Annotated in this window: 3 protein-coding genes; all 3 read right to left on the bottom strand. The window is 73.2% G+C overall.

What is annotated here, in order from left to right; all coding sequences use genetic code 11:
• Nucleotides 1–59: 59 nt before the first annotated feature.
• A complete protein-coding gene (locus tag ACTMVF_RS39410; protein ID WP_441275900.1) occupies nt 60–1,211 on the bottom strand; it encodes an alpha/beta hydrolase in 1,152 nt (383 codons plus the stop codon).
• Nucleotides 1,208–3,571, bottom strand: coding sequence for a thioester reductase domain-containing protein (locus ACTMVF_RS39405; RefSeq protein WP_441275899.1), 2,364 nt, complete (start codon nt 3,569–3,571; stop codon nt 1,208–1,210). Before ACTMVF_RS39405 ends, ACTMVF_RS39410 begins: the two co-directional genes overlap by 4 nt.
• 78 nt (nt 3,572–3,649) lie before the next feature.
• The gene (locus ACTMVF_RS39400) at nt 3,650–17,464 is read right to left on the bottom strand and encodes an SDR family NAD(P)-dependent oxidoreductase (RefSeq protein ID WP_441275898.1); all 13,815 of its coding nucleotides are present in this window, start codon (nt 17,462–17,464) and stop codon (nt 3,650–3,652) included.
• Nucleotides 17,465–17,492: the final 28 nt, after the last annotated feature.

The following is a 17,492-nucleotide window of genomic DNA, read 5'->3' as shown; positions in this document are numbered from 1 at the left end:
CTCCTGGAGTGCGGCTTCTGGTTACTGACGCGTACGGTAACTGGCCGTCCCGGCTGCCGTCACCGGCGTTCGCCCAGGAAATCGAGGATGTGCCCGAAGACGTCGAGGGCCGCTCCCCTGCCGAGGAAGGTGTCCAGGTGGCCGTAGCCGGGGATCTCGGTGTAGGTGACGTCCAGTTGGGGTTGGCGGTGGGCGAGGACGTCGCGGCAGAGTTTCTGGGAGTCGAGCCACAGGCCGTTCTCGCTGCCCGCCAGGAGCAGGACCGGGGTGTCGATACGGGCCGCCGCGTCCAGGGCGTTCTGCGGGAGGGCCCGGTAGCGGTGGTCGGTGTCGTGCCAGCGGACCACGGTGCGGGCCAGTTCGATGCGGCGCAGGTGCGGCAGGATCCACAGCGGGGCGGGGCCGAGTAGTTCGGCGAGGCGGTCGTGGGTGGCGTCGGTCAGGTGCTCGTGGACGAACAGGGAAGCCCCGGTTCCCCAGGCCGAGTTGTGCAGGATCTGGCAGGTGGGGTCCGGGCATGCCGCCTTGCGGGAGGCGAGGGCGAACAGCGGGGTGTACTTGGACCAGAGGCCGACCTTGCGGAAGTCGACGGGGATGTGGTCGATACGGGACTTCAGGAGCTCTCCGGCCAAGGTCATGCGCAGGGAAGTGCGGCCCGCGAGCTTCGGGGTGAGGAAGACGCCCTGGGACACCACGCCGGCGAGGCCGGGCACGAGGCCTGCCGTCAGGCTCATCGAGAGGGTGAGGGAGCCTATGCAGTGGGCGACGACGAACAGGGGGCGGTCGCCGATGCGGGTGCGGATGTGGCGGACGGTCTCGGGGATGTCGTAGAGGGCTACGTCGTCGTAGGTGTAGCGGCGGCCCGTCTCGTTGTAGGGCAGGCGGCAGCTGCCTCGCCAGTCGAGCAGCCAGGGCTCGTGGCCCTCGTCCAGGAGGACGTCGACCAGGTTGCGGGTCTCGGGCAGCAGGAACATGTCGGCCGAGGCCGTGTGTCCGTGCAGGAGCAGGACGGCGGGGCGGTCGCGGGCGGGGGTGCGGTCGCCCGGGTCGATGCGGGTCAGGCCGAGGCGTACGCCGTCGGTCGTGTGGAACGGGATCTCCTCGACCGTCGCCGGGTCGAGGCGGTGGCGGAGCGGGCGCAGGGTCGTGGTGGTCCTGACTCTGCGCAGGGTCGGCCTGGTGGTCCTGGGGTTCGTCGTCCGGAAGATCATCGGTGGTGCTCCGTGGGGTTCGTGGTGCGGCGCAGGTCGAGCAGGTCCGCGGCGGCCCGGGCGAAGGGGCCGAGCAGGCCGCGGCCCATCTCCAGGCCGAACCAGGCGAGCCAGGTGAGCTTGGCGGCGCGCTTCTCCTGGCTGGTCAGGCGCGGGTCGACCTTGATGCCGTCGATCTGGTCGCGTACGTAGGAGTCGGCGGGGACGACCACCTCGCCGGCCAGGCTCGCCGGTTCGCCCTCGCGGCCGAGCTGCACGGTCAGGGCGCGGGTCTGGCGCCAGAGGTCGCGGCGGGGGCGGGCGTACTTGTGGCCCTCCAGCCACCAGCGGCCGCCGTCGGTGTCCGTCAACCGCAGGTGGTAGCGCAGGAGTTGGTGGCGCAGGCCGTGGCGGTGCGGGATGCCTTCCTCGGGGCGGATCCAGATGTCGCCGTGTTCCACGGTGAGCGGGTCGGGGTGCAGTGCCGGGCAGGTGACCTGGCCGCGGACGTCGATGCGGCGGTCCGTCAGCAGCTGGTGCATGCTCGCGATGGAGAGGGTGAGGGACATCGCGCAGGGGAGGTCAGGGCCGGCGGGAGATGCGGGCGTGGCGGGGGTAGCAGGCGTGGCGTCGATCGGGGCGACGGTTCCTTCGGTGGTCTCGGTGAACCACAGGTAGGGCTGGTCGTCCTTGTGCGGCAGGTGGGCCAGGCCGTCGTGGGCGAGGCGTTCGAAGGTCCTCAGCTGGGCTCGGGCGTCGTAGCGGGAGGCCGGCGGGAGGCCGAGGGCGTCGACGAGTGCGGTGGTGCGGTCGGCGGTGGCGGCCGGGCCTTTGAGGGTCGCCTCGCAGAGTTTCAGGGCGGTGGGGCTCTGCAACACGCGGGTGAGGAAGGCCAGTTCGGGGATCGGCTCGGCCTGGAGGCGGGCCAGGGCGTCGGTGCGCCACTCGTCCCAGTCCTGGACGCGGACGTGCATGCCGCCGAGGGCCATGTCCCGTACGACGTCGTCGAGGGTGTTGGGGACGCCGGTGAGGTGGTAGTCGAAGCCCCAGGCGTCGGGTTCGCAGATGACGGCGGCCGCGACGCGGCTGACCCAGTCGACGGGGGCGGCGTTGAGGTAGCGGAAGGCGGGGACCGTGCGGAAGCGGCCGAAGGCGGAGATGAGGCCGCTGCTGAGGTCCTGGGGGTTGTAGGCGCCGGTCTTCGTGTGGCCGCCGATGCCGCCGGGGCGCAGGGCGGTGACGACCAGGCCGTGGTCGCGGGCGCGGCGCAGGGCGACTTCGGCGGCCCATTTCGTCTGGTCGTAGCCGGCCACGAGGCGGTCGATGTGGGCGAGGGGGTCGTCCTCACCCATGGCGGGGATACCGACCTCGTTGAAGACGGCGATGGACGAGATGTGGTGCAGGGGCTTGGCGCGGCCGGTCGCGGCGAGTTCGGCGAGGGTGAGGGCGCCGAGGACGTTGCTGCTGCGCAGGGACTGGTAGCCGCGCAGGAAGTCCACGGCGGCCGCCACACCGACGATGCTGTCCACTTCGTGGGCGAGGGTGTTCCAGAGGTCGTCGGTGAGGCCCAGGTGGGGGTGGCGGATGTCGCCGGGCAGCACGGTGATGCGGCGGCGGATCTCCGACGACCAGGGCAGCGCGTAGCTCTTGAGTGCCTCGCCCAGCCGGGCCACGGCCGCCTCCTGGTCGGCGGCGCGGACCAGGCAGTACACGTGGGCGTCGCTGTGGCGCAGCAGGTCCAGGAGCAGGTGGCTGCCGAGGAAGCCGGTGGCGCCGGTCAGCAGGATGCGGCGGGGTGGGAGGGGGGCGGGCGAGGCCGTGAAGGGGAGGCGGTCGGCGAGGGCCAGGTCGGCGAGGATCTGGGCGAGGTCGTCGGGGCGGGCTGTGGAGTCGGACGGGTCGGTGCGGGCGAGGGTGACCGGTGGAGCGGCGACCGCCGCCGACTCAACCGCCTGGATCGCCCCATGGCCAGCCGTTTCCGGTACGGCGGGAGTGGCTCCGGTCCTTTCCAGGTGGCGTTCGGCCAGACTGATCGGCCGGGCGTCGGCGAACACCTCGTCCAGGTCGATCTCCATGCCCAGCTCGTCCTCCAGCGCGCCGACGAGTTCCACGGCGTTCACCGAGGTGCCTCCGGCGTCGAAGAAGTCCGCGTCGGGCACCAGGTGTCCGGAGGGAACGTAGCGGCCCGCTATGGCTGCGATGGTGGCGGCGAGCGTCTCCCCGTCAGGCGGCGGGGTGGTGTGGGCAGCCGACGTCCCGGCAGATCCCGTCACCCTGGCCAGCAGGTCGGTCACGGTCAGGCCGGTGCCGGCCCGCTCTATCGTCTCCGCGGTCGCCCGCTGATCGGCGGCTGCCGACACGTTCTCGTTCACCTCACGCATGAGAGCCCTTCACGGTGTTGCCCTGCCCCTTCATCGGTGCTGTCCGGGCGGCCCTTGGCCCCACCCTGATCCGCATCGTCATTGCTGCCGCCACGAGCGGAACGTCCGCAGCCGCTCCGGAGTGACCACGGTCTCCAGCCGTTCGTCGTCCTGATCGCCGCCGCCCAGTGCCGACAGCAGCCGGCGGGCGGGGGCGTTGCGCGGCGTCCGTTGCCCTGCCAGGCGGACCTTTGCGCAGCCGAGTTCCTCGGCGCGGTCGGCCAGCCATTGCAGGAGACGCTCCTCGACGCCCCGGCCGAGTGCGCGGCAGCTCATCAGCCAGGCCAGGACGTCGAGTTGGTCGCCCTCGTGGCGCAAGGCGAGCAGGCCGATCTGGCCGTAGTCGCCGAAGCGGTCGCGGGCCGCCGCCGTCCAGACCTCGCCGTGAGCGCGCCACCGGGCGACGTCGCCGTTGTCGGTGGAGCGGGCACGCAGGGTGAACTGGTTGGTGCGGCGGACGAGTTGCTCGGCCCGCTGCACATCGGCGTCGGACAGGGCCCGGATGTCGACCTCCAGTTCCAGCCGGTCCAGGAACTCCTCGAAGCCGGCCTGTTCGCGTACGGCGTCCCGCTCCCGCTCCTCCTCGTAGAACCGTGCGCGCAGCGCGTCCTCGGCCGTCGCCGCCGCAGGGACCAGCGGCCACAACCGGCCCAGGAAGTCCGGGAGTTCGGCTTCCGCCGGGCAGGTCACCGACAGCACCTGCGGCAGCGCGGCGCGCATCTTGGCGATCTCGGCGGGGTTGTCGTCAAGGAACAGGAAGCTGTCCAGTCCGAGGTTGAGCGTGCGGGCCGCCTCGACGAGGCGAGCCGGTTTCGGGCCCCAGGCGGCGGAGAGCACGCTGAAGTGCTCGGCGTTCAGGGGGTTTTCCGGGCGGTCCAGTACGGCGTGGACGGTGTCCTCGTCGTTGTTGCTGACCAGCACGAGCAGCGCGCCCGCCGCCCGCCACTGCAGGAGCCTGCGGGCGAGCAGGGCGCGCGGGCCGGTCAGGTCCACGGCGTCGGGGCCGATCTCCCCGGCCACGCCGCCCCACAGGGTCTCGTCGCCGTCGACCGCGATCACCTTCGGTGCCGGGCGTCGTGCCGCTTCGACGACCTCGGCGAGGCGGAGGGCCACGGCTGCCTGGAAGTGCGGGGTGAAGGGGAGGTGGGCCAGGCGTTCGGTCCGCTCGTCGAAGCGTTCCTCGACGGGGTGGTGGCGGGTCCAGTCGTCGTGGCCGAGCACGGCGATGCCTGGCGTGTCGGCCAACTCGGCGGAGATCTCCCGTTCCCATCGGCTGAGGCGGTCCTCGCCCTGTGCGGCGGGCAGGAAGCCGACGATCAGCGGCTTGCGGGTGCGCTCGGCGGCCGCGCGCAGTGCGGCCGGGTAGGCGGTGCGCAGTTCGGCGAGCAGCGCGTCGTCGACCGGGCCGAAGCGTTGCAGGTCCGTCGCCCGCAGCAGTACGACGCCCACCGTCGTGGCCGGGTCGGCGAACACTCCGGACGGGTCGCGCAGGCTCGCCAGTACGTGGTGGTACGGGGCCTGCGCGACGGTCGTCACGCTGCCGTCCCGTGCGGACTCCTTGATCGCCGTCTCGCACATCAGGGGCAGGTTGCCGAGGGCGAACGTGGCGGCGAGGGCGAGCGTGTGGCCCGGCTCGGCCAAGGCCGCTTCGTCGGTCGCCCTCGCCGCGCGCACCGGCCCCGACGGATCCTCGGCCGCCTCCGCGAGCAGACGCAGCAGTTCCTCACCGAGCTCGGTGACCGTCGCCGCGTCCAGGATGTCGAGGCTGTGGTCGAGGCGGATCCGGCCCGCGTCCGGCGTCATGGTGATCATCAGGTCGAGGTCGGAGTAACCGGTCCCGGCCGGCAGCACCTCCAGGCCGGTCAGCCCGCGGGCGGCACGGACGTAGTTGAAGTACACCTCCACCAGCGGTGCGTTGGCCCGGTACAGGCCCTGTCGGGCCAGCACCGGCAGCACGTCGGAGAACATCGCGCCCTTGGCCAGCACCCTCTCCAGCCGCCCGTCGGTGCGGCGCAGCACCTCCGCGATCCGCTCCCCCGCGTGCGCTTCGGCGGGGAACGGCACCGGCACACCGAAGAAGCCCACCGCGTCGTAGGCGTCGGCGTGGATGCGTGTGTCCACGGGCACGGCGAGGACGAAGCGTTCGCGCTCGCGCTTCCTGGCCAGCAGGACGGTCAGGGTGCCCAGGCAGAACGCGGCCGGGGTCACGGCCAGGCGGCTCGCGGTGGCCGAGATCCGGTCCATGAGGCCGTCGGGGATCGGCACGGTGACGCTGCCGGCGCGGTACGAGCGGGTCTGCGGGCGGGGTCGGCTCAGGGTCAGGTCGAGACGGGCGCTGCCTTGGAACGTCTCGCGCCAATCGCCCGCGTCCGGGCGCCTGTTGGCCTGCTCGGTGGACCGCCCATTGGCTTGCCCGGTGACCTGCCCGTCGGTCTGCTGCGCCTCGATCAGCAGGTCGATGTCCCGGTTGGTGACGGTGTCATCGAGGGTGTCGCCGGACAGTTCTGCGTCGATCTCGCCCGCCACCAGCAGCAGCGACTGCAGATCACTGACGGCGTGGTGGGCGCCGTACACGAGGATCTGGCCGCGCTCGCCGCCGTCCAGCAGCTCGAATCGCCACAGGGACACGGCGGTCAGGTCGAACGGTGGCTCCAGGAGCTCGCGCAGCCGGTCCGCGGCTTCCAGGGGGGTGTCCGCCGGGACGGCCGTCCATCGCAGCAGCGGTTCCGGCAGTTCGCGGTCCACCCTCAGCTGCCGGCCGCCTGCCTCGGCGGGGACGATGGCGGTGCGCAGGGCCGCGTGCCGGGCGGCGAGGCGGGTGAGGATGCCGGTGAGGGTCTCGCGGGTGGCCGGCGTGGTGAGGCGTACGGCGAGGCCGACGGCGTGGGCCGCGTCCGGCATGTCGGGCTGGGCGCTGCGAAGCAGCCGTACGACGTCGCGGGTCGCGGGGTGCAGTGCGCTCTCCGGTGCCTCGGGCGCGTGCTCCGGCTCCTCCTGTGGTGTTGTCGACCGTTCGGGAAGCGCCGTTGACAGGGCTTGGGCGAGGCCGCGGATGTCGGCGGCCGAGAAGACGGTGGCGGTGGGGAGTTCGACGCCGAGTTCGCGGGCGAAGGCGTTGCGCAGCCGCACGAGCATGAGGGAGTCGAGGCCGAGTTCCTTCAGGGCCGTGGTCGCGGAGACCTGGACCGCACCGCCGGACACCTCACCGACCCGGGCGCGCACATAGGCCTCCAGGCGTACGGCCCGTTCGGTGTCGGTCGTCGCCGCGAAAACCTTCTTGACGAGGTCGTCCGTGCCGGGCGTGCCGGTGGGGGCGGTGATCAGGTCGGCCAGGATCGGGCGGGTGCGAGCCGCGTCGGGGTCGAGGGCCAGCATCTCCCGGTCCAGGGCGAGCGGGGCGAGCTGACGGCGGGCCGTGGTCAGGACGCGGTCGAAGAGTTCGCCGCCGTCCTGCGCGGAGAAGGCGACCAGGCCCGAGCGGGCCGTCTCGGCCTCGCGGACACCGGACTGCGACACCATGCCCACGCCCGACCAGGCGCCCCAGTCCAGGCTCAGCGCCCGACGGTCCGTGTGGGAGAGGTGATGGGCCCAGGCGTCGAGGAAGGCGTTCGCGGCCGAGTACGGGCTCTGACCGGCCGAGCCGAGCAGGCCGGCCGCCGAGGCGAACAGGACGAAGTCCTTTGCGTCCGGGAGCAGTTCGGTGAGCAGGGTGGTGCCGAGGACCTTGGGGGCGAGGACACGCAGGACGCGCTCGTCGGTCAGGTGGGCGATCGTCGCGTCGTCGAGGACGCCGGCCGCGTGGACGACGCCGGTGATCGGACCGAGTTCGTGCCGTACGGCGTCCAGGGCGGCGGTGAGGCCGTCGCGGTCGGCGACGTCCGCGCGCGCCAAGTGCACGGTCACGCCGCGTTCTTGGAGATCCCGGATCCACTCCGAGGCGTCCTCGGCGGGCCTGCCGCGGCCCATCAGGGCCAGTCGACGGGCGCCGCGCCGGACCAGCCGCTCGGCGACGACACGTCCGAGGCCGCCGAGGCCACCGGTGATCAGGTACACGCCGTCCGGGACGATGGCGCCGTGGCCGCCGTCGTCCGGACGGGTGCGGGTCAGCCGGGGTACGAGCCGTCCGGCGCCGCGCAGCGCGACGAGCCGTTCGTCGTCGGCGTGCCGCAGCTGGGTCCACAGAGCGTCGGTGCCGCCCATGGGTGGGAGGTCGACGAGGGTGGTCCTCAGCTCCGGGTGCTCCTGCGCCACCGCGAGGCCGAAGCCCCAGGCGAGCGCCTGCTGAGGGTTCGTCACCTGCGTGCTGTCACCGTTGGCGCCGGTGGCAGCGGCTGCCTGGCTGCCCCGTGCGACGACGAAGAGGCGGGGCGCCTGGGTCGGCGTCCGGTCGGCGAGCGTGCGCACCAGGTGCAGGGTGCTCAGGCAGCACAGCCGCGCCGCCTCCTCGGCCGTATGAGCGTCCTCGATCGCGGGCGCGTCGAGTGCGGACAACTGCACTACCAGCTCGGGCGGTTCGCTCGCGAAGGCCTCGTCGAGGAGACGGGTCAGGTGCCGCGGGTCGGCCGGGTCGAGGACATAGCGGCCGGAGCCCCGGGCGGCGAACTCCTCACCCCTGCGGGCGATCACATAGGGCACCGAGGTGTCGCCCAGCCGCTCGACAAGTTCGGCGGCCACACCGGAATCGTCGGCCAGGATCAGCCACCTTCCCCGTACGGGCGGCTCGTTGGCGATCGGGCGGTGCTGCCAGCGGGTCTCGAACAGTGCTCCGTCCAGGTGTGAGAGCGCGGCGAGCTGGAACTCCTGGGCCTCCAGGAGCAGTTGCTCCTTGTCGTCGTAGAGCCGAAGGTCCAGTGTCGCGGTGTCGCCGGACACGGACCGCAGTTCGCATGTGACCCACGCGGGGCTGGTGCGCAGGCCGGTGTGGCGGAGCCGTCCGACGCCTGCGGGGATGAACGCCCGTCCCTGGGGGGCGTTGCCGGGCAGTGCGGCCGTGTGGAAGGCGGCGTCGAGGACGGCCGGGTGCAGGAGGTGACCGGCGGCGGGCTTGTCGGCCAGTCGGGCGAGGGCGGTGGAGTGGGTGCGGTGACCCGACTCCAGGCCTCGGAAGGCGGGGCCGTAGTCGATGCCGAGGGCGGCCAGGGCGCCGTAGACGGACGGGAGGCCGACCTGTTCGGTGCACCGTGCGCGCAGCGTGGCGAGCGGCTCGCTCGGCTCGGCGGTGGGTTCGGCGGGGGTGACGGCGATGCGTCCGCCGACGTGGCGCTCCCAGCGTCCGCGCTGTCCGCCGCCGGTGGGCGCCGAAGCGATGGTGAAGTCCCGGAATCCGTCCGTGGCGGGGCGCAGGACCAGTTGCAGGCGGGTCGGCCGGGCCTCGTCGAGGCGGAGCGGCTGGACGAACCTGATGTCGGCGACCCGTACCTCTCCCCCATCCTGAACCGCCGAGGCGGCCTCCAGGGCCATCTCGAGGAAGGCGGCGCCGGGCAGCCACACCTCGCCGGTGACCCGGTGGTCGGCCAGATAGGCGAAGCGGCTGTCGCGCAGGTCCACCTCGCTCTGGAAGATGTGCCGGTCGGCCTCGTCGCTGGCCTCGACGTGCGTGCTTAGGAGGGGTGAGGCGCCGGTCGCGGTGGCCGGGGCGGGCGCCAGCCAGTGGCGTTCGCGGGCGAAGGCGTAGGTCGGCAGGTCGACACGGCGGCCCGTCGGGAACAGCGTCGGCCAGTCGGGCGTGTGGCCGGCCGTGTACAACTCCCCCAGCGCGCGCAGCAGTACGTCCCGTCCGCCCTGCTGCCGACGCAGCGAGCCCACGCTCACCGCGTCGATTCCGGCGTCGGCCGCCACCGCCTCGATGGACGCGCCGAGCGAGGGGTGCGGGCTCAGCTCGACGAAGTAGCGGTAGCCGTCGTCCAGCATGCGCCGGATCGTCTCCGCGAAGCGGACGGGCTCGCTGAGGTTGGCGTACCAGTAGGCGGAGTCCAGGCGGTCTCCGGGCACGGGCTCCGCCAGCACCGTCGAGTACAGCGCAGTCGCAGGTCGCGTGCCCCGGACACCGGAGAGGCGGTCGAGCAGCTCAGCGCGGAGCGGCGCCATGAGAGGGGTGTGCGAGGCGAACGGGGTCGACAGCGACCGGGCCTCGATCCCCTGCTCGTCGAGGCTCCGGCGCAGGTCGGCCAGTGCGTCGCCGTCGCCGGAGACGGCCGTGGAGTGCGGGCTGTTGACGGCGGCGACGAACAGCCGACCCGCGTACGGCGCGAGCAGTTCCTCGACGTGCGGGCGCGGCAGGTCCAGGGACAGCATGCCGCCCTTGCCCGCGACCGGTACGACCGCCTGGGCCCGCCCGGTCACCACGGTGACGGCGTCGTCCAGGGTGAGGGCGCCCGCGCTGTAGGCGGCGGCGATCTCGCCGAGGCTGTGGCCGGTCATGGCGTCCGGGGTGACGCCGAGCGAGCGCCAGGCAGCGGTCAGTGCCGCGTTCACCGCGAACAGCGTCGGCTGCAGATACTCGGTCCGTTCCAGCGGAGAGAACTCCTCCGGTGCCCGCAGCACGTTGAGCACCGACCAGCCGACTTGCCGCTCCACCGCGTCGTCGATCCGGGACAACTCCTCACGGAACGCCTCCGACTCGGGCATCAGGTCCAGACCCATGCCGGGCCATTGGCCCCCGTGTCCGGCGTGGACGAAGGCGACCTTGCCCGTCCGCTCCTCACGCAGCGGGGACAGCGGCACCCGGCCCGCCGCCAACTCACCGAGCGCGGAGCGCAGTTCCTCCCCGCCTTCGGCGAGCACCGCCACGCGCCGCTCGAAGTGGCTGCGGTGGCGGGCCAGCGTGTGGGCGATGTCCGACAGCGCGGCATCGCGGTCCTGAGCGTGGTCGCTCCCGGAAAGGTGGCGGGCCAGCGCCGCGGCCTGTCCGCGCAGGCCCTCCTCACTGCGGCCGGAGATGACGAACAGGCGCTTGCCCGGCGGGAGTGCACGTGCCGACGGCTGAGGCTCGGACCCCGCCGGCGGGGCTTCCTCGACGATCACGTGCGCGTTCGTTCCGCTGATCCCGAAGGCGCTCACACCCGCACGCCGCACCCGCCGCGCCGACGCGGGCCAGGGCACCGACTCCCTCAGCACGTGCAGCCCGCTGTCCGCCCAGTCGACGTGACGGCTGGGCATGTCGGCGTGCAGGGTGCGCGGGAGGATTTCGTTGCGCAGTGACTGCACGACCTTGATCAGGCCGGCGACACCCGAAGCCGCCTGGACATGCCCGATGTTGGACTTCAACGAGCCCAGGTGGAGCGGGCGGCCTTCGGGGCGGGAGGCGCCGAAGACCTCCGCGAGGGCGTTCGCCTCGATCGGGTCGCCCAGGGCCGTGCCCGTGCCGTGTGCCTCGACGTGGTCGATGTCGGCGGGCCGCAGTCCGGACCGCTCCAACGCGCGGCGGATCACCTGCTCCTGCGCGGGGCCGTTCGGCGCGGACAGGCCCTGGCTGCGGCCGTCCTGGTTGACGGCGGTGCCGCGCAGCACGGCCAGGATCCGGTCCCCCTCGCGCCGGGCGTCGCTCAGCCGTTTCAGTACGACCATGCCGGCGCCCTCGGCCCAGATCGCGCCGTCGGCGCCGTCGGAGAAGGAGCGGCAGCGGCCCGTCGGGGACAGGCCGCGCAGCCGGCTGAACTCGACGAAGGTCTGCGGCGTCACCATCAGGGTGACGCCGCCCGCGAGCGCCAGATCGCACTCGCCCGCGCGCAGCGCCTGCGCCGCCAGATGCACGGCCACCAGCGACGACGAGCAGGCGGTGTCCACCGTCAGCGCGGGGCCGTTCAGCCCGAGCGTGTAGGCGAGCCGGCCCGAGGCGACGCTCAGGGCGGAGCCCGTGCCGACGTAGCCGTCCAGTTGGTCGAGCCGGGTGCCGGACAGGTAGTCGCTGCCGAACATGCCGACGTACACGCCAGTGGTGCTGCCCGCCAGGTCGCCGGGCACGATCCCGGCGCGCTCCAGCGACTCCCAGGCCGTCTCCAGCAGCAGTCGCTGCTGCGGGTCCATGGCGGCGGCCTCCTTCGGCGTGATGCCGAAGAAGCCCGCGTCGAAGGACTCGATGTCGTCGAGGAAGCCGCCCTCGCGGGCGTAGGACTTGCCGACGGCGTCCGGGTCGGGGTCGTAGAGCGACTCCACGTCCCACCGCCCCGCGGGGAACGGTCCGACGGCGTCCCGCCCCTCCTCGACCAGCCGCCACAGTCCTTCGGGGTCCTTCACTCCGCCGGGCAGACGGCATGCCATCGCGACGAGGGCCACCGGCTCGTCCGAAGGAGGTCCCGGCGTGGGCGCGGGCGCAGCGGCCCTGTGACTCGTACGTCCTGTTGTCGCCAGGGCGCCGGCCAGCAGGTACTCGGCGAGGCGCGTGGGCGTGGGGTGGTCGAAGAGGAGAGTGGCGGGGAGTCTGGTGCCGAGGCGGGTGCTGATGCGGTTGCGCAGGTCGACCGCCGTCACCGAGTCCATGCCGAGGTCGCGCAGTGGCTGGTCGGGGCGGACGGGTTCGGTCGAGGGCAGGCCGAGCGCGTGGGCGGCCTCCTCGCGGACGAGGGCGAGGACGCGTGCGGCGCGTTCGGGCTCCGGCAGCCGGGACAGTCGGTCCGCCACGGTGTGGCTGCCGGCCCGGTCGGTGCGGGGTGCGGGGAGCAGGGAGCGCCACAGTGCGCCCGCCGGTGCGGCGGCTCGCAGCCGGGGCAGGTCCAGCGCCCAGGCGACCAGGTGCGCGGTGTCGCGCCGCAGGGACAGCTCGGTCAGCTCGCGGCCCTGGTCGGGGGTGAGGGCGCGGTGGCCGAGGTGGGCCATCCGCTCCAGGTCGGCGTGCTCGGCGGCGAGCCCCTCCCCCGCCCAGGCGCCGAAGGACACGGATACGCCCGGCAGCCCCAACGCCCGTCGGTGATAGGCGAGTTGGTCCAGGAAGACGTTGGCGGCCGCGTAGTTGCTCTGGCCCGCGTTACCGACGACTCCGGCGGCCGAGGAGACCAGGAGGAAGAGGTCGAGCGGGTGGCCGGCGGTGAGCCGATGCAGGTGGGCGGCGCCGTCGACCTTGGGGCGCAGCACCTGCGCGAGGCGTTCGGGGGTCAGTTCGGCGAGCACCCCGTCGGCGAGGACTCCGGCGCAGTGGACGACGCCACGCAGGGGCGAGTCGGCGCCGACACGGGCCAGTACGTCCGCCAGCGCAGCCTCGTCCGCGACATCGCACGCGGCGACCTCGACTTCGGCGCCCAATGCGGTCAGTTCGGCGGTCGCTTCGGACGCGCCGGGGTCGTCGGTGCCCTGACGAGACGTCAGCAGCAGGCGCGGGACGCCGTTCTCGGCAAGCAGGCGGGCGATGTGGCGGCCTACCGCGCCGAGTCCGCCGGTGATCAGCACGGTGCCGTCCGTGGGGATCGGGGCGGGGCGGTCGGATGGCGCTGGGCGGGCCCGTATCAGGCGCGGCGCGAGCAACTCGCCGCGCCGCAGGACGAGTTCTGGCTCGTCGGCGTGTGTGAGGGCGGAGAGCAGGGGCGGCTCGTCGCCGCCGCCAAGGTCCAGGTAAAGGTCTAGGTCGATCAGGGTCAGTCCGAGGTCCGGGTGTTCGGTACGGGCGCTGCGCACCAGACCCCACAGCACCGACTGGGCGAGGCCCGGGACGGCATCCCCGTCGGCGGCTGCGATCGCGCCGCGTGTAATCCAGATGGTGCGGGTGGGCGCCTTGTCCGGCGGGAGGGAGATCAGCGCCTGCAGTTCCGCGAGGGCCGTGGTTGCCAACTCTTGGGCGGTGGCGGCTGGTTCGGCGTCAGCCGCCGTCGGTGGCCAGAATCGTACGACGATGTCGGTGTCCTCGTCGGCGACCTGGACGCCCGCCGCGCGCAGGTCGCGCCGGGCCGCCGCGACTACGGGGTCGGGCGGGTCCCCGTACACGGCCCACACGGAGCCGGGTGTCTCGGCCCGCGCCTTCGGTACGGCCGTCCAAGCCATCTCGTACAGGTGTCGGCCGTTCCGCGAGCTGTTCAGGTCGGCCGGGTTCGCGGCGCGCAGGCGTACGCCTTCCAGGCGGCCCGCCGGGAAACCGTCGGCGTCCCACAGGCTGACGTCCAGGGTGAGGTCCGTGCCGGAGCCGCCGGTTCGGCGTACGGACGCCGTCAGGTCCGTCGCGCCGCCGGGCGGCAGCACACAGCGGGCCACCGCGACCGGCAGCAGGACCCGCCGGTCGCCGGTGTCGAGGGCGACGGCCACGTGCAGGGCGGCGTCCAGGAGCGCCGGGTGCACTGGGTAAGGGCCGACCGCGTCGCGGGCCATGGGCGGCAGGGAGAGGCGGGCGAGCACGGTTCCGTCGCCGGTCGCGGCGGCCTGTCGTACGCCCTGGAAGGCGGGGCCGTAGCCGAGGCCGAGCCCGGTCAGTCGGTCGTAGGTGTCCTCGTCCCAGGCCGGCTCGGCCGGCTCGGGCCACGTCGGAGGCCGATCGGCCGGCGCAGTGCTCGACTCGGCGGCGGACGCGGTGGCGTGCAGGGTCCAGTCCGCAGGCTCCTGGCCACGCGGGCGGCTGTGGACCGTGATCTCGGGGGCGGTCCCGGCGGTCACCACCTCCACGGACACCTCGACCGTGTTGGTGTCGGGCAGGGTGAGCGGGGCCAGGAGGAGCAGGTCGGTGACGTCGGCCGGGGTGTCCGGGCGGGCCACGGCGAGGGCGGCGCGGCAGAGTTCCATCAAGGTGGTGCCCGAGACGACGGTCCGGCCGAAGACGGTGTGGTCGGGCAGCCAGTCGGCGGTGGCCGGGGACCACTCGTTGCGGAAGGTCCAGCGGGTCTCGTCGGCCGACTGGAGCTGGATGCCGAGCAACGGGTGGGCGGCGCGGTCGAAGAGACCGGGGGCGGTGGCGGAGGCGTCGGGCTCGATCCAGTGGCGTTGTGCGTCCCAGGCGTAGGTCGGCAGATCCGCGGGGTTGGCGTGCGGGACCAGGCGGCGCCAGTCGATCTTGTGTCCGTGGACGTGGAGTTCGGCTGCGGCGCGGTCCAGGCAGGCGGGGCCGTCCTCCTCGCGGCGGAGGGATCCGATCGCGATCAGGTTCTCGTCGATGGTGTGCAGGGCGGTGAGGAGGGAGGGGTGCGGGCTGAGTTCGACGAAGCAGCGGTAGCCGTCGGCCGCCATGCGCTCGACCGTGGGTGCGAAGCGGACGGGTTCGCGCAGGTTGGTGTACCAGTAATCGGATTCGAGTTCCTCGGCGACCGGCTCGGCCGTGACCGTGGAGTACCAGGCGACAGAAGTGGGGTGGGTGGTGACGCCGTCGAGGTCGTCGAGGATCGTGGTGCGGACGGGCTCGACCCGGGCGCTGTGGGAGGCGTAGTCGACGTCGAGGCGGCGGGCGAAGACCTGTTGTCGGTCGAGTTCGGCGAGCAGGACTTCCACCGCCTCCACGTCGCCCGCGATCACCGTCGAGCGGCCGCTGTTGACGGCGGCGACACCGATCCGGCCACCATGGTCGGCGAGTCGGGCCTCGACCTCGGTGTGGGGCAGGGCGACGACGGCCATCGTGCCGGTGCCGGACAGGGCGGTCAGGGCCTGGCTGCGCAGGGCGACCACCGCTGCCGCGTCGTTGAGGCTGAGCGCCCCGGCGACGCAGGCGGCGGCGACCTCGCCCTGGCTGTGTCCGACGACGGCGTCCGGACGGATGCCGCGAGCGCGCCATACGGCGGCGAGCGACACCATCACCGCGAAGAGCACCGGCTGGACGACGTCGACGCGGTCCAGGGCCGGGGCGCCTGGACCGCCGCGCAGAACGGATGTCACGGACCAGTCGGTGAACGGGCGCAAGGCGGCGTCGCAGCGGTCGAGTTCGTCGGCGAACACCGGGTCACGGTCGAGGAGATCGCGCGCCATGCCGGCCCACTGGGCTCCTTGGCCGGGGAAGACGAACGCCAACTTGCCTGTGAGGCCAACCGGTTGGGGGCCCGTGATCAGGTCCGTGGCGGCGTCGGCGTCGGCTTGGGTCGCGGTGAGCGCGCGCAGCGCGGTGAGGAGTTCGGCGCGGTCGCTCGCCCGGACGACGGCTCGGTGCTCGAAGTGGGTGCGGTGGTGGGTCAGGGTCGCCGCCACGGCTGCGAGCGGCAACTCGGGCTGCCGCTCAAGGGTTTCGAGGAGTCGACCGGCCTGTGCCCGGAGCGCGGGGAGGGTGCGGGCGGAGAGCGGAAAGAGGGTCGCAGCGGGGAGGTCGCGGGGCGGCTGTGTGTGCTCCTCGGGAGCTTCCTCCAGCACCACATGGGCGTTCGTGCCGCTGATCCCGAACGCGCTCACTCCGGCACGCCGCACCCGCTCGGGGTCCCGCGGCCAGGCCTGGGCCTCGGCGAGTACGCGCAGACCGCTGTGTGCCCAGTCGATGTGCTCGGTCGGGGTCTCGGCGTGCAGGGACGCCGGTATCCGTTCGTGGCGCAGGGCCAGTACGGTCTTGATGACGCCGGCGATGCCCGCGGCGGCCTGGGTGTGGCCGAGGTTGGACTTCAGCGAGCCCACGCCGAGGGGGCGGTCGGCCGGACGGTCGGGGCCGAAGACGGCGGCCAGGGCCCTGCCCTCGATGGGATCGCCCAGCCGGGTGCCGGTGCCGTGCGCCTCGACGTGGTCCAGGTCGTGCGGCCGGAGCCCGGCGGCGGCGAGGGCGGCGCGCAACACCCGTTCCTGGGCAGGGCCGTTGGGGGCACTGAGGCCCTGGCTGCGGCCGTCCTGATTGATCGCCGAACCCTTGACGACCGCGAGGATCCGATCACCGTCACGCCGTGCGTCCGCCAGCCGCTTTAGCAGCACCATGCCGCAGCCCTCGGCCCACACCACACCGTCCGCGTCGGCCGAGAACGGACTGCACCGCCCGGACGGCGACAGCCCGCGCAGCCTGCTGAACTCGACGTGCCCACGCGGAGTCACCAGCAGCGTCGCACCACCCGCCAGCGCGAGGTCGCACTCACCGCCCGCCAGTGCTCGCGCCGCCAGGTGCAGGGCGACCAGGGAGGACGAGCAGGCGGTGTCGACGGTGACCGCCGGGCCCTGGAGGCCGAGGGAGTAGGCGATACGGCCGGACGCCACGCTGTTCGCCGAGCCGGTGCCGACGTGCCCGTCGAGCTGGTCCAGGGCGGCCGAGGCCAGATATCCGCTGTCGTACAGGCCGATGTAGACGCCGGTGGAGCTGCCGTTCAGCGTGTCCGGGACGATCCCGGCGCGTTCGATCGTCTCCCAGGCGGTCTGCAGGAGCAGCCGTTGCTGGGGGTCCATGGCCGCCGCCTCACGCGGCGAGATCCCGAAGAAGCTCGCGTCGAAGCGGTCGATGCCAAAGACGTAGCCGCCGCGTAGGGAGTACGCCTTGCCGGTGGCTTCCGGGTCGGGGTCGTGCAGCCCTTGCGTGTCCCAACGGCCCGCCGGTGCCTCGGTGATGGCGTCCTCGCCGGCCGCCAGCAGCCGCCACAGCGCTTCGGGGTCGTCGGCGCCGCCGGGGAAGCGGCAGGCCATGGAGATGATCGCGATGTCGTCGTCGGTCCGGGCGGGCGTGCCGTGCGGAGCCGGGACCGCTGCCGGGGTACGAGCGGGCGCCTCCTCGAGGGCCGCCTCGTCGAACACCGCCTCGGCGAGCGCCGCGACGGTCGGGTGGTTGAAGACCAGGGACGGGTCCAGGGCCCGGCCGGTCAGTGCCGAGAGCTCGGCCGCGAGTGTCACCAACTGCCGGGATCCAAGCCCCAGTTCGGCGATCGGCCGGTCCGGGTCGACGGCCGTCGGGGCGAGCCCGGCCGCCGCGGCGACGGCCGACTCCAGCCAGGCCCGCACGTCCTGCGGTGTCGTGAGGGGCGGCGCTGGGGACTGCTTCGGCGACTCGTACGCAGGCATGCAGACAGGTGTCCTCGTGGATTCGGGC

The sequence above is a fragment of the Streptomyces sp. SD31 genome, assembly GCF_052068475.1.
In the GTDB taxonomy this organism is placed as follows: Bacteria; Actinomycetota; Actinomycetes; order Streptomycetales; family Streptomycetaceae; genus Streptomyces.
Note: the sequence above shows the minus strand (reverse complement) of the source record. Positions and strands in the feature narration are given on the sequence as shown.

Excerpts from the sequence above, each read along its gene's own strand:
- ACTMVF_RS39410 (WP_441275900.1), bottom strand. The coding sequence starts at position 1,211 with ATGATCTTCCGGACGACGAACCCCAGGACCACCAGGCCGACCCTGCGC.
- ACTMVF_RS39405 (WP_441275899.1), bottom strand. The coding sequence starts at position 3,571 with ATGCGTGAGGTGAACGAGAACGTGTCGGCAGCCGCCGATCAGCGGGCG.
- ACTMVF_RS39400 (WP_441275898.1), bottom strand. The coding sequence starts at position 17,464 with ATGCCTGCGTACGAGTCGCCGAAGCAGTCCCCAGCGCCGCCCCTCACG.